We start from the raw sequence: 13558 nt of genomic DNA on the forward strand, positions 1-13558 counted from the left end.
AGTCTGCAAACCGAACCGGAATCTGGCAGGCCCACAGCTTAGGCCTGCCACCGGCACGGAGCAAATCCGGATCAGCCGCGGGTGGTCGCGCCCACTTCGCGCATCGGCTTGCCGCGTACTGGCGCATCGCCGGCGACATAGTAGGCCGCGGTCGAACGCGCTTCGGGCTTGCGGCCACGAATGCGGTCGGCGATCTTCTCGGCGATCATGATGGTCGGCGCGTTCAGGTTGCCGGTGGTGATGATCGGCATGATCGAAGCGTCGACCACACGCAAGCCTTGCAGGCCATGCACGCGACCCTGACCATCGACCACAGCCATGTCGTCGGTGCCCATCTTGCACGAGCACGACGGGTGATAAGCCGTTTCGGCATGCTCGCGGATGAACTGGTCCAGCTGCTCGTCCGTCTGCACTTCGATGCCTGGGCTGATTTCACGCCCGCGGTACTGGTCCAGCGCCGGCTGCTGCATGATCTCGCGGGTCAGGCGAATGCCGTCGCGGAACTCCTGCCAGTCCTGCTCGCTGGCCATGTAGTTGAACAGGATGCTCGGGTAGTCGCGCGGGTTCTTCGACTTGACGTTGACGCGGCCGCGACTCGGCGAGCGCATCGAGCCCACGTGAGCCTGGAAGCCGTGTTCCTGAACGCCCTTGGTGCCGTTGTAATTGATCGCCACCGGGAGGAAGTGGTACTGGATGTTCGGCCATTCGAACTCAGGGCGCGAGCGGATGAAACCACCGGCCTCGAACTGGTTGCTGGCGCCGATGCCGGTGCCCAGAAACATCCATTCGGCGCCGATCTGCGGCTGGTTCCACCACTTCAGCGACGGGTACAGCGAGACTGGCTGGGTGCAGCTGTATTGCAGGTACATTTCCAGGTGGTCCTGCAGGTTCTGACCCACGCCTGGCAAGTCATGCACGACGTCGATGCCCAGGGGCTGGAGCACCTCGGCCGGGCCGACGCCGGAGCGCTGCAGAATCTGCGGCGAGGCGATGGCGCCGCCGCACAGCAGCACTTCCTTGCGGGCGCGGGCCTGAATACGCTCGTCGCTGTCACCGACCAGGTAGCTGACGCCGACCGCGCGCTTGCCGTCGAAGACGATCTTGTCGGTCAAGGCGTGAGTGACGATGGTCAGGGTGTCGCGTTGCTTGGCCTGGTCCAGATAGCCGCGCGCGGTGCTGGCGCGTCGGCCCTTGGGCGTCACGGTACGGTCCATGGGACCGAAGCCTTCCTGCTGGTAGCCATTGAGGTCGTCGGTGCGCGGGAAACCTGCCTGCACGCCGGCTTCGACCATGGCGGCGAACAACGGGTTGTTGCCGGCCTTGGGCGTGGTGACGCTGACCGGGCCTTCGCCGCCATGGTAGTCGTTGGGGCCGATGTCACGGGTTTCGGCCTTGCGGAAATACGGCAGGCAATCCAGGTAGCTCCAGTCTTCCAGGCCCGGCAGCTTGGCCCAGCCGTCGTAGTCCATGGCGTTGCCGCGGATGTAGCACATGCCATTGATCAGCGAAGAGCCGCCCAGGCCCTTGCCGCGGCCACATTCCATGCGGCGGTTGTCCATGTGCGGCTCGGGCTCGGTCTCGTAGGCCCAGTTGTAGCGGCGGCCCTGCAGCGGAAAGGCGAGGGCGGCGGGCATCTGGGTACGGAAGTCCAGGCGGTAGTCCGGCCCGCCGGCTTCGAGCAGCAGAACCGTCACGCCCGGGTCTTCGGTCAGGCGCGTGGCCAGGGTGTTACCGGCCGAACCGGCGCCGATGATGATGTAGTCGAATTCCTGGGACATGGAGGTTCCCTCTTTGAAAAAATGGGTCGGTGGGGCTGATGACCCTGTAGGAGCGGTCATCGGCCGCGAACGGCGCGCTGCGGTCCCGGGTCAGAACACCGAAACGTAATCGCCCAGTTCTACCTGTACCGATTTGATCCGGGTGTACTGCGCCAACGAACTGATGCCGTTTTCGCGGCCCACACCGGATTGCTTGTAGCCACCCACCGGCATCTTCGCGTCGGACTCGCCCCAGGCGTTGATCCAGCAAATGCCTGCTTCGAGCTGATGGATCACACGGTGCGCACGGTTCAGATCGCGGGTGACCACACCGGCGGCCAGGCCCATCTCGGTGGCGTTGGCGCGGCGGATCACTTCCTCTTCGCTGTCGTAGCCGAGGATGCTCATCACCGGACCGAAGATTTCTTCACGCACGATGGTCATCTCGTCGCTGCAGTCGGTGAACACGGTCGGGGCGACGAACGCACCCTTGCCCAGTTCACCTTCGCTCAGCCGCTCGCCGCCGCACAGCAGGCGCGCGCCTTCGGCCTTGCCCTTGGCGATGTGGCCCAGCACGTTTTCCATGTGGGCAAAGCTCACCAGCGGACCGAAATTGGTGTTCTCGTCCTCGGGGTTGCCAATGCGGATACGCTGCACACGTTCCAGGATCTTCGCTTCCAGCTGGGCCTTCAGCGCGTTGGGCACGAACACTCGGGTGCCGTTGGTGCACACCTGGCCGGAGCTGTAGAAGTTGGCCATCATGGCGATGTCGGCGGCCTTGTCGAGGTCGGCATCGTCGAAGATGATCAGCGGCGACTTGCCGCCCAGTTCCATGGTCACTTCCTTGAGCGAAGAGCTCGAGGCGCTGGCCATGACCTTCTTGCCGGTGCTGACGCCGCCGGTGAACGAGATCTTCTCGATACGCGGATGCTCGGTGAGCCAGGCGCCGACTTCGCTGCCGCTGCCGGTCAGCACGTTGAACACGCCAGCCGGCAGGCCGGCTTCGGTGTAGATCTCGGCCAGCTTGAGCGTGGTCAGCGAGGTGACTTCGCTGGGCTTGAAGATCATCGCGTTACCGGCGGCCAGCGCCGGTGCGGACTTCCACAAGGCGATCTGGATCGGATAGTTCCAGGCGCCGATGCCGGCGGTCACACCCAGCGGCTCGCGGCGGGTGTAGACGAAGGAAGTGTCGCGCAGCGGGATCTGTTCGCCTTCGATGGCGGGGACCAGGCCGGCGTAGTACTCCAGCACGTCGGCACCGGTCACGATGTCGACGTAGCGGGTTTCCGAATAGGACTTGCCGGTGTCCAGGGTTTCCAGCAGGGCCAGTTCGTCGTTGCGTTCGCGCAGCAGGTCAACGGCTTTGCGCAGCACTCGCGAGCGCTCCATGGCGGTCATCGCGGCCCAGACTTTCTGGCCTTTCTCGGCGCTGGCGACGGCTTTCTCGACGTCCTGGGCAGTGGCGCGCTGAACCTGCGCCAGCACCTCACCGGTGGCCGGGTTGACGGCATCGAAGGTGCCGCTGCCGCTGGCGTCCACGTAGCCGCCATCGATGTAGAGTTTTTGCGTTGGGAAACGGGCCATAAGATCCTCGCGGTGCAGTTAAGGTGGCAGCAGGCGAGGCGCGAAGCTTCAGCGCTGCTGTTTTGCCAGTTGCATGTCCATGTATTCGCAGGCGATACGGTGAGCCTGGGCGGTGTCGAAGGCATCGCCCGACAGCGCGCCGCGCAACCACAGACCGTCGATCAGGGCGGCCAGGCCGCGTGCGGCGTTGCGTGCCTGTTCCACCGGCAATTCACGGCGAAACTGGCAGCACAGGTTGGAATACAGGCGGTGATCGTTGATCCGCTGCAACCTGTGCAGAGACGGCTGATGCATGCTGGTGGCCCAGAAGGCCAGCCAAGTCTTCATGGCCGGAGCGTTGACCTGGCTGGCGTCGAAGTTGCCTTCGATGATCACCTGCAAGTGCGCCCTGGCGCTGTCGTCGTCCAAGGCTTGTCGCCGTGTGGCGACGTTGTCGATCAGAACGTTCATCAAGTGGCGCATGGTCGCCGCGATCAGGCCGTTCTTGTCCTGAAAGTAGTGACTGATGATGCCGTTCGACACACCGGCCAGACGGGCAATCAAAGCGATGCTGGCGTCACTCATGCCGACCTGATCGACCGCCTGGAGCGTGGCTTCGATCAACTGTTGGCGGCGGATGGGTTGCATACCGACCTTGGGCATTGGGCAAATCTCCTTGGGCCTGCAGTACGGGCAGTGAGTGACAGCCGACTGAAGCCAGTCTAGTTTATTTTTATTGAACGATCAATCAATAAAAAAGGACGGGTGAATGTGCGCGTGGTTTTAGAGGATTGGGAAGGGGAAGGCAATGGGCTTCGAGAGGGGGGTGTCAGGTAGGTTGCGGTGATGCATTCGCGGCCGCTGACCGCTCCTACAGGGAATCGCACAGTCGTGTAGGAGCGGTCCGTGGCCGCGAAAAGGGCGGCGCGGTGGATCAGGGGGAATGCGGCGAGGCCTTCGCGGCCGCTGACCGCTCCTACAGGGAATCGAACAGTCGTGTAGGAGCGGTCCGTGGCCGCGAAAAGGACGGCGCGGTGGATCAGGGGGAATGCGGCGAGGCCTTCGCGGCCGCTGACCGCTCCTACAGGGGATGGCGCCCACAGGGTGTGGCCAGCAGAGGGAAGGCTCAGCCCAGGTTCTTGCCCAGCAGGGCGTGGTACAGCTCGGTGTCCCCGAGAATGCCTACCACCTGCTTGTCGCTGTCCTGCAGCACCAGTTTGTGCCCGGTCTGGTAGCGGATCTGCAGGGCGTCGCGCATGCCGATGTCGGCATGGACCAACGTCGGGCGCCGCCCCAGGCCTTCCATGGCTTGCCCCGGTGCCCAGCCTTGCAGGTCGAGCACGGCATCGCCCTGACGTGCGCTGGTCAGCGAGTTGCCGGCGCCCAGGTTCAGCCATGAATCCACGCCTGGGTCCAGGCACACCGAACCATTGACGCGCGTGCACTTGTCCAGCGTGCGCATCAGGCTGCGCCCGCACAGCACATTGAGTGGATTGGTGTGAGCCACGAAGGTCCGCACGTAGTCGTCGGCCGGGTTGAGCACGATGTCCTCGGGCACGCTGTACTGAATGATCCGCCCGTCTTTCATGATGGCGATGCGGCTGCCCAGTTTGAGCGCTTCGTCCAGGTCATGGCTGACGAACACGATGGTCTTGTTCAGCTTGCGTTGCAGCTCCAGCAGCTCGTCCTGCAGGCCTTGGCGGATCAATGGGTCGAGCGCCGAGAAGGGCTCATCCATCAGCAGGATGTCGGCATCCATGGCCAGCGCCCGGGCCAGGCCCACACGCTGCTGCATGCCGCCGGACAGCTCGTCGGGTTTCTTGTTGCGCCACTGGGTCAGGCCCACCAGCTCCAGCTTCTCGTCGACCAGCTTGCGCCGTTCCTTTTCCGGACGGCCCTGCATCTCCAGGCCAAAGCTGATGTTCTCGCGCACCGTCAGCCAGGGCATCAGGGCAAACTTCTGGAACACCATGGCGATGCGCTGGGTGCGCATCATCTTCAGTTCCGCAGGTGTGCAGGAGGCGATGTCGATCTGGCGATCTTCATGCTCGACGAACAGCTTGCCGCGGCTCACGGTGTTCAACCCGTTGATGCAGCGCAGCAGGCTCGACTTGCCCGAACCGGACAGCCCCATCAACACGCAGATCTCGCCCTTGTTGACGTCCAGGCTGGCTTTTTCCACGCCCACGATCTGCCCGGTCTTTTTCAGGATCTCGTTGCGGGTCAGGCCCTGGTCGAGCAGCTTCAGCGCTTCGCGTGGATCCTTGGCGAAGATCACATCGACGTTGTCGAATCGAATAATGCTCATGCATCACCCCCTATCTTCACGTCAGGTTGTTTGCAGATTCGGTCCAGCATGATCGCCAGCAACACGATGGCCAGACCGGCTTCGAAGCCCAGGGCGATGTCGGCGGTGTTCAGCGCGTTGACCACCGGCTTGCCCAGGCCATCGGCGCCCACCAGAGCGGCGATCACCACCATCGACAGCGACAGCATGATGCACTGGGTGATACCGGCGGCGATGCTCGGCATGGCATGCGGCAGTTCGATGCGCGACAGCAGTTGGCGTCGCGAGCAGCCGAAGGCCTTGCCGGCGTCCATCAGCTCTTGCGGCACGTCGCGGATGCCCAGGTAGGTGAGGCGAATCGGCGCGGCGATGGCGAACACCACCGTGGAAATCAGGCCTGGCACGACGCCCAGCCCGAACAGGGTGAGCGTGGGAATCAGGTAGACGAAGGTCGGTACCGTCTGCATCAGGTCGAGGACCGGGCGCATCATGGTGTAGAACATGGGTTTGTGCGCGGCCACGATGCCCAGCGGTACGCCGATGATCACGCAGACCAGAGTGGCGAACAGCACCTGCGCCAGGGTCTCCATGGTTTCCTGCCAGTACCCCAGGTTGAGGATCAGCAGGAACGACAGCGCCACGAACAGCGTGAGTCCCCATTTGCGCTGGATGAAGTGCGCCAGCGCGGCGATCAGTGCGGTGAGTACGTAGGGGTTGAACCAGGTGAGGCCGGCGGTGAAACCATGAATGATCGCTTCGAGCGTGGATGCGATGGCATCGAACGTCGAGGCCCCGTGTTGAGTGAGCCAATCGACGAACGCCGCGATGTACTCGCCCAGGGGGATCTTGTGGTCTGTCAGCATGGTAGTGAGTGTCCGCATGCGAGGGAACAAAGTGCCGGCCGGTGAGGCCGGCAACCGCCGGCCCGCTTGCCTGCGTTATTGCGCGAGCTTGGCCTTGACGGCTTCAAGACCCGGCTTGCCATCAATGGTGGTGACGCCAGCCAGCCAGGTGTCGAGCACCTGTGGGTTGTTTTTCAGCCAGGCCCGTGCGGCCGCGTCGGGTTTCTGCTTGTCGTCCAGGACATTGCCCATCAGCGTGCTCTCCATGGCCAGGCTGAACTGCAGGTTTTTCAGCAACTGGCCAACGTTGCTGCATTCTTGGGTGTAGCCCTTGCGGGTGTTGGTGTAGATGGTGGCCTGGCCGAAGTTGGGGCCGAAGAAGTCATCGCCGCCGGTCAGGTACTGCACCTTGAAGCGGGTGTTCATCGGGTGCGGTTCCCAGCCCAGGAACACCACGTCGGTGTTGCGCCGCTGAGCACGGTCGACCTGCGACAGCATGCCGGCCTCGCTGGATTCGACCACCTTGAAGCCGGCGTCCTTGAGGCCGAACGCGTTCTTGTCGATCATGCTCTGGATCAGGCGATTGCCGTCGTTGCCCGGCTCGATGCCGTAGATCTTGCCGTCCAGCTCCTTCTTGAACTTGACGATGTCGGCGAAATCCTTGAGGCCCTTGTCGTACAGTCCTTGAGGCACGGCCAGGGTGTACTTGGCGTTTTCCAGGTTGGCCCGTACCGTTTCCACGGTGCCGGCGTCGCGGTAGGGCTTGATGTCGTTTTCCATGGTCGGCATCCAGTTGCCGAGGAAGACGTCCATGTTCTTGCCATCGGCCAGGGACTTGTAGGTCACCGGTACGGAAATCATGGTGGTCTTGGTCTTGTAGCCCAGCGACTGCAGCACCGCACTGGTGACCGCGGTGGTGACGGTGATGTCGGTCCAGCCGACATCGGAGAAATTCACAGTGGCGCATCGCGCCGGTTCCGCTGCTTGAGCCATTACAGGCAGGCCCAGCAGGGTAGCCAGCAGAATCGATGATGGACCTTTCATGGTGTGCTCCCGGTTTTTCTCGGCGTGGGCCTGACGGCGCGCCACGCTTGTCTGGATGCTCGATCGCCGTGCATGCGGCGGGTGCGCCGACACGGTGCCGGGCGATGAGCCGTGAGTGATCATGTACCAGCGCAAATCAACCGCCTACAGGGTGCGTCGTATCCAGTGCGGACAGAGTCGTATCCAGTGTCGGTGACGTCGCTTACAGCTCATGAGGCTTGCAGCAGCGACCTTACCCGCGACATCGACGCACATCCACCTCTATGAGGTTGCCACACGAGCGTGCAGGCGTGAGCGCCACGCCTCTTTTTCGCGCGCTGTTCCCGAGATCCTTCGATCCACGCGCGCAGGGCCTGGCGACGGTGGGCAACGTGCTTGCGGTGACACTTGGCGGCGCAATGCCCCAACGGCTGCTACCGAAGTGCTCAGACCCCACGGCGGCTATGCTTTTGGCAAGAATCGCACGCCGCAGGGGAACGCCCGGCGCACGGCTCTGCATAGCCCTGCGCGACGTCGTTTTCAGGCGCCGTGGAGTTCCCGACCAATTGTCGGCATGGCGTTTGCGTAGCAAAGTAAAGCCCCTGTCAAACAGAGGGTAATAACAAGAGCCTGCCTGAGGCCACCATCCGCTTCGCGTAAGGAGATACCGCAATGACGTCCTTCACCCCCGGCGCTCAACCGCAGACTCGCAGCCCTCAGTCCATCGGCTTCCTGCTGCTCGACAACTTCACGCTCATCTCCCTGGCCTCGGCGGTCGAACCGCTGCGCATGGCCAACCAGTTGTCCGGGCGCGAGCTGTATCGGTGGACCACCCTCAGCGCCGACGGTGGCCAGGTATGGGCCAGTGACGGACTGCAGATCACCCCGGATGCGGCCATGCACAAGGCTGCGCCGCTGGACGCGGTCATCGTCTGTGGCGGTGTCGGTATCCAGCGTGCCGTGGGCCGTGACCATGTCAGCTGGTTGCAGAGCCAGGCGCGGCAGTCCAAGCGCCTGGGTGCGGTCTGTACCGGTAGCTGGGCACTGGCCTGCGCCGGTCTGCTGGATGGCTTCGAATGCAGCGTGCACTGGGAATGCCTGGCCTCGATGCAGGAGGCCTTTCCCCGGGTGGCCATGAGCACGCGGCTGTTCACCCTCGATCGCAACCGCTTCACCAGCTCGGGCGGTACCGCGCCGCTGGACATGATGCTGCACCTGATCAGCCGCGATCACGGCCGCGAGCTGTCGGCGGCGATCTCCGAGATGTTCGTCTACGAGCGCATTCGCAACGAGCAGGATCATCAGCGCGTGCCGCTCAAGCACATGCTGGGCACCAACCAGCCGAAGCTGCAGGAAATCGTCGCGCTGATGGAAGCCAACCTGGAAGAGCCGATCGATCTGGACGAACTGGCGGTGTACGTGGCGGTGTCACGGCGCCAGCTGGAAAGGTTGTTCCAGAAATACCTGCATTGTTCGCCATCGCGCTATTACCTCAAGTTGCGCCTGATTCGGGCGCGGCAGCTGCTCAAGCAGACGCCCATGTCGATCATCGAAGTGGCGTCGGTGTGCGGCTTCGTTTCCACGCCGCATTTCTCCAAGTGCTACCGCGAGTATTTCGGCATTCCGCCGCGCGACGAGCGGGTTGGTTCCAATACCACCCAGCAGGTGGCGATGCTGCCGATTCCGCAGGCCATGGTGCTGGCAGGTCCGTTGTCGGCTTTGAGCCAGGCACGCAATGAATCGACCTTTGCCAGTGTAAGGATTTGATACTACGGCGGGCCCTTCGCGGGCAGAAAGCCCGCCGCCCGCCAAGCTCCCACAGGGTGTGCGTCACACCTGTGGGAGCGGGCTCTGCCCGCGAAGGGTTTACCGCAATGTGTCAGATTCACCGCAGTGGTTTCTTCGCGGGCAGAGCCCGCTCCCACAAGGGGTGTCCTGCTCCCACGGCTGCTAGGCGACTGTGGGGGGGCAGGGCCTGCGCTGAAATTCAGGCCCGTTTCGAATGCTGGGCCAACGCTGGCAGCAAGGTCCGGTCGATCGCCTGGCGCACCGCTGGCAGGATGGTCGCGCTGCCCATCAGCATCTGTTCCACCATCTTGCGCAGGGCCTGGGCCCGTCCGCTGTCCAGGCCGCGCACTGCGCATTCACAGGCCTGCTCGGCCGTGGCGCCGGCTGGCATGTCGAAACCCAGCGCGCGTAGCTGGCCCAGCAGGTCATCCTGATCAATCAAGTCTGCATGCATCATGATGCTGATCCTTCTTCAAATGGCGTGACGGTGTGCCGATTCTGGTAGCCCTGCACGCGCTCGGCAAGCGTCGACGGTCGCCATGGCCGGATTGCACACAGGCAGGTCGTTTTTCGCATGCCTGCGTTCGGCCCTTGTAGCACCGGGGTATGGCACCGTGCGACGCAACCCTGAATACCCTTGCCGTTCACTTCCAATGGACGGCAATGGACATGCTCGACTTTCTCTCCTTCAAGGGCGTCGGCCCTTCTCCCGCGCTGGGGCCCATCGGGCTGGCGCCACGGCTGAACTTCATTACCGGTGACAACGGCCTGGGCAAGAGCTTCGTGCTCGATGCCGCCTGGTGGGTGCTAACCCGTACCTGGGCTGCGGGCAAACCCATCAAGGCGCGCGACAAGACGGCATTGCCGGTGATCGACTATCGGTTCACGGGTGCGGACCGCAGCGCCGGGCAGTGGGCCTGGCAGCAAGGCCGCTGGGCGGCGCTGGGCGACAGCACGCCGAGCCGTTCGCTGGTGGTGTATGCCCACGCCAACGGCACCTTCAGCGTCTGGGATCCGCTGCGCAATGCAGGCGAGCTGGCAGCCTATCACTTCGATGAAACCCAGTTGTGGCAGGGCGCCTCGATGGCTGGCCAGGGTCGCTTGTGCAACGGTTTGATCAGCGACTGGGTGCGTTGGCAGCGCAATCATGGCTGCAAGGCGTTCGCCGCCTTGAAGCAAGTACTGCATGCCCTGTCGCCCTCGCGCGAGGAGCTGTTGCTGCCCGGTCGCCCGTGTCACATCGGCCTGCTGGATGAAACCCAGTACCCGACCTTGCAGCGGCCCCAGGGGCAGGTGCCCCTGCCCGAAACCTCCAGTGCCATCCGCCGCGTGGTGGCCCTGGCCTACATGCTGGTCTGGACCTGGGAAGGCCACCGCCGCGCCTGCCGCCTGGCCGGTGTGCGGGCGAGCGATGAACTGGTGTTTCTGGTGGATGAGGTCGAATGCCATCTGCACGCTCAGTGGCAGCGCCGTATCGTCCCGGCGCTGATGGCTGTGGTCGGGGCGCTGACCCGTCAACGCCTGGCGGTGCAGATGATCGTGGCCACGCACTCGCCGCTGGTGCTGGCCTCCATGGAGACGCAGTTCGTCGAAGCGCGCGATGCACTCTTCACCTTGGGCGTGCAGGCCGGTGAAGTACAGCTGCACCGACAAGTCTGGGCGCCCCAGGGCGATGCCGTGAACTGGCTGGTGTCCGAGAGCTTTGGCCTGCGCCAGGCGCGCTCGGTGGAAGCGGAAGCGGCGATCGATGCTGCCCAGGTCTGGATGCGCGGCGAGCGATCGGGGCTGCCCAAGGGGCTGGACAGTGAGGCGGCGATCGAGTCGCAGCTGCTGCGCACCCTGCCCCCAGGGGACCATTTCTGGCCCGCCTGGGTGGTGACCAAGGCTGGAGCAGGGGCATGATCGAGCTCGTCAATCCGCTGCCCGAACCTCACGGCTTCGACGAGCGCTGCCGCCAACGCGGCAATGCCTGGTTGCAGGACAATCCCGACGCTGCCAGGCCACGCGACTACTGGTCGCCGTTTCGCCCGGAACTGGGCGAGGGCTTCGCCAACCGCTGCGCGTTCGGCGCCATGTACATTCCCAGCGGCACCGTGGAACATTTCATCAGCTGTGACCAGGACCGTGGCATGGCCTATGAGTGGAGCAACTACCGTTATGTCGACGCCTGGATGAACAGCGCCAAGGGCAACAAGAAAGCCGAGGATTTTCTCGATCCGTTCGAGGTGCGCGAGGGCTGGTTCGAGGTGTTGCTGCCGTCGCTGCAACTGGTGTTGACCGACCAGGTGCCCGAAGCGGTGCGGGCGCGGGCCGAGTACACCCTCAAGCACCTGCCGCTGCGCGATGACGAGCGGGTGATGCGCGTGCGACGGCAATGGTTGCGCTTGTTCGAAGAGGGCAAAGTCGGGCTGGAAGGGCTACGCGAGATGGCGCCGCTGATTGCGGCGGCGGTGGAGCGCCAGGCAGAGCGCAGTGCGGCTTTCGCGGCCGATGACCGCTCCTACGAGGCGCCTCAAATCCCGTAGGAGCGGTCCGTGGCCGCGAAGGGCGCGATGCGATGTATCAGGCAGACCGCAGTGCGGCTTTCGCGGCCGATGACCGCTCCTACGAGGCGCCTCAAACCCCGTAGGAGCGGTCTGTGGCCGCGAAGGGGCGCGATGCGATGTATCAGGCAGAGCGCAGTGCGGCTTTCGCGGCCGATGACCGCTCCTACGAGGCACCTCAAACCCCGTAGGAGCGGTCTGTGGCCGCGAAGGGCGCGATGCGATGTATCAGGCAGACCGCAGTGCGGCTTTCACGGCCGATGACCGCTCCTACGAGGCACCAGAAACCCCGTAGGAGCGGTCCGTGGCCGCGAAGGGCGCGGCGTGGTATTCAGCCAGGCAACGCAATCCGTCGCCCTGCGTACTCCGCCTCGGGCTGTTGTCGCTGCGCTTCGAAAGCCTCGGCCAGCACGGCCAATGAAGGCACCCCGAACAGCGCCGACTTCGGCCCCTTCAGATCCACATGCAAGAGCATCTGCTCGCTGGCGGCCAGCACCTCGTCCGCGCCTTGCAGGTGCAGCGTGTGGTACACCTGCACCCGTTTGTGGTCATGGGCCAGCACCCGCGTACGCACCTGAACCTGCGCCCCTTGTTTCACTTCATGCAGATAGTTGAGGTGACATTCCAGCGTGAACAGCGAGCGTCCGTCACGTTGCGGATCCACTCCGATCCGCAGCATGAACGCATCGGTGGCGTAGCTGAAGATCAGCAGATAGAACGCATCGCGCAGATGCCCGTTGTAGTCCACCCACTCCGCGAGCACCGGCGTCTGGTAGGTGATCATTCGGCGAAGCTCATGCCGTGCCGGGCCTTGGTCACCCGTACTGCGTCCAGCACCGCCAGCAGGCAGTCGTCGCGATAGCGCTCCAGGGCGCCGATGCTGTGTTCGCCCAGCTGCGCCGAGGTACCCGCAACCACCTCGTCGATCAGCGAGTCGGTCAGCTCCGGCGCCGGCAGGTAGGTCCAGGGCAACTTCAGCGCCGGGCCGAACTGGTTCATGAAGTGCCGCATGCCGGCGTCGCCGCCCGCCAGGGTGTAGGTCAGAAACGTGCCCATGAACGACCAGCGCAAACCGGCGCCAAAGCGAATGGCGTCGTCGATCTCGCCCGTGGTGGCCACGCCGTCGTTGACCAGGTGCAAGGCTTCGCGCCACAAGGCCTCGAGCAGGCGATCGGCAATGAAACCGGGCACCTCCTTGCGCACGTGCAACGGGCGCATGCCCAGGCTCTCGTACACGGCGATGGCCGCCTGGATCGCCTCGGGAGCGGTGTGCCGGCCGCCGACCACTTCCACCAGCGGCAGCAGGTAGACCGGATTGAACGGATGGCCGACCACGCAGCGTTCCGGGTGTGTGGCGCCTTCATAGAATTCGCTGGGCAGCAGCCCTGACGTGCTGGAACCAATCAAGGCGTCGGGCTTGGCGGCGGCGCTGATTCGGGCGTGCAGGTCCAGTTTCAGTTCCAGCCGTTCTGGCGCGCTTTCCTGGATGAAGTCGGCGTCGCGCACGCAGTCCTCGACGGTGGCCACAAAGCGCAGCCGCGACTGCGCTGCACCCGCCGCGAGGCCTTGCTTGACCAGGGCCGGCCAGGCGTTGGCGACGCGTTGGCGCAAGGCGGCTTCGGCGCCGGGCGCAGGGTCCCAGGCCACCACGTCCAGGCCATGGGCCAGGGCGCGGGCGACCCAGCCGCTGCCGATGACACCGCTGCCCAGGGCGGCGAAGGTTTTTATGTGGGTGATGTAGGTCATGGGTGTTCC

General features: G+C 64.2%; 12 protein-coding genes. 3 read left to right on the forward strand and 9 right to left on the reverse strand.

Features of this window, described 5'->3' with window-relative positions:
- Positions 1-71 precede the first annotated feature (71 nt).
- The 6 genes from betA to IFU31_RS13110 all read right to left on the reverse strand — a co-directional run bounded on the left by betA (position 72) and on the right by IFU31_RS13110 (position 7493).
- On the reverse strand, positions 72-1778 hold the full coding sequence (betA, locus tag IFU31_RS13085; protein ID WP_185794755.1) for a choline dehydrogenase: 1707 nt from the start codon (positions 1776-1778) through the stop codon (positions 72-74).
- Positions 1779-1868: 90 nt separating this feature from the next.
- Positions 1869-3341 carry a betaine-aldehyde dehydrogenase gene (gene betB, locus IFU31_RS13090; RefSeq protein ID WP_192103200.1) on the reverse strand — a complete coding sequence of 491 codons (1473 nt, stop codon included), beginning with the start codon at positions 3339-3341 and terminating at the stop codon, positions 1869-1871.
- Positions 3342-3389: 48 nt separating this feature from the next.
- Entirely contained in the window at positions 3390-3983 is a 594-nt protein-coding gene (gene betI, locus IFU31_RS13095) for a transcriptional regulator BetI (protein WP_192103201.1), read from the reverse strand.
- A gap of 463 nt (positions 3984-4446) precedes the next feature.
- Positions 4447-5628 carry a choline ABC transporter ATP-binding protein gene (choV, locus tag IFU31_RS13100; protein WP_192059496.1) on the reverse strand — a complete coding sequence of 394 codons (1182 nt, stop codon included), beginning with the start codon at positions 5626-5628 and terminating at the stop codon, positions 4447-4449.
- Positions 5625-6470, reverse strand: a complete 846-nt coding sequence (choW, locus tag IFU31_RS13105; RefSeq protein ID WP_043192362.1) for a choline ABC transporter permease subunit — start codon at positions 6468-6470, stop codon at positions 5625-5627. Before choW ends, choV begins: the two co-directional genes overlap by 4 nt.
- A 75-nt stretch (positions 6471-6545) precedes the next feature.
- On the reverse strand, positions 6546-7493 hold the full coding sequence (locus IFU31_RS13110; RefSeq protein WP_192049970.1) for a choline ABC transporter substrate-binding protein: 948 nt from the start codon (positions 7491-7493) through the stop codon (positions 6546-6548).
- Between the two features lie 651 nt (positions 7494-8144).
- On the opposite strand from IFU31_RS13110, the gene gbdR reads away from it, so the two are divergent.
- A complete protein-coding gene (gene gbdR / locus IFU31_RS13115) occupies positions 8145-9239 on the forward strand; it encodes a choline metabolism transcriptional regulator GbdR (protein WP_122479798.1) in 1095 nt (364 codons plus the stop codon).
- A gap of 220 nt (positions 9240-9459) precedes the next feature.
- Here the strand turns inward: gbdR and IFU31_RS13120 are convergent, their stop codons facing one another.
- A complete protein-coding gene (locus IFU31_RS13120) occupies positions 9460-9717 on the reverse strand; it encodes a hypothetical protein (protein WP_185794758.1) in 258 nt (85 codons plus the stop codon).
- Positions 9718-9929: 212 nt separating this feature from the next.
- Between IFU31_RS13120 and IFU31_RS13125 the strand changes: the two genes are divergently transcribed.
- Together IFU31_RS13125 and IFU31_RS13130 are read left to right on the forward strand one after the other, a co-directional pair.
- On the forward strand, positions 9930-11162 hold the full coding sequence (locus IFU31_RS13125) for an AAA family ATPase (protein WP_192103202.1): 1233 nt from the start codon (positions 9930-9932) through the stop codon (positions 11160-11162).
- Complete coding sequence (locus tag IFU31_RS13130; RefSeq protein ID WP_192103203.1) at positions 11159-11785, forward strand: hypothetical protein; 627 nt, start codon at positions 11159-11161, stop codon at positions 11783-11785. Before IFU31_RS13125 ends, IFU31_RS13130 begins: the two co-directional genes overlap by 4 nt.
- Positions 11786-12134: 349 nt before the next feature.
- Here the strand turns inward: IFU31_RS13130 and IFU31_RS13135 are convergent, their stop codons facing one another.
- Positions 12135-12587, reverse strand: coding sequence for a thioesterase family protein (locus tag IFU31_RS13135; protein ID WP_185794761.1), 453 nt, complete (start codon positions 12585-12587; stop codon positions 12135-12137).
- Positions 12584-13549 carry an L-carnitine dehydrogenase gene (locus IFU31_RS13140; RefSeq protein WP_192103205.1) on the reverse strand — a complete coding sequence of 322 codons (966 nt, stop codon included), beginning with the start codon at positions 13547-13549 and terminating at the stop codon, positions 12584-12586. Before IFU31_RS13140 ends, IFU31_RS13135 begins: the two co-directional genes overlap by 4 nt.
- Between the last annotated feature and the right edge of the window lie 9 nt (positions 13550-13558).

This window comes from Pseudomonas sp. CFBP 13602, assembly GCF_014842725.1.
Lineage (GTDB): Bacteria > Pseudomonadota > Gammaproteobacteria > Pseudomonadales > Pseudomonadaceae > Aquipseudomonas > Aquipseudomonas baltica.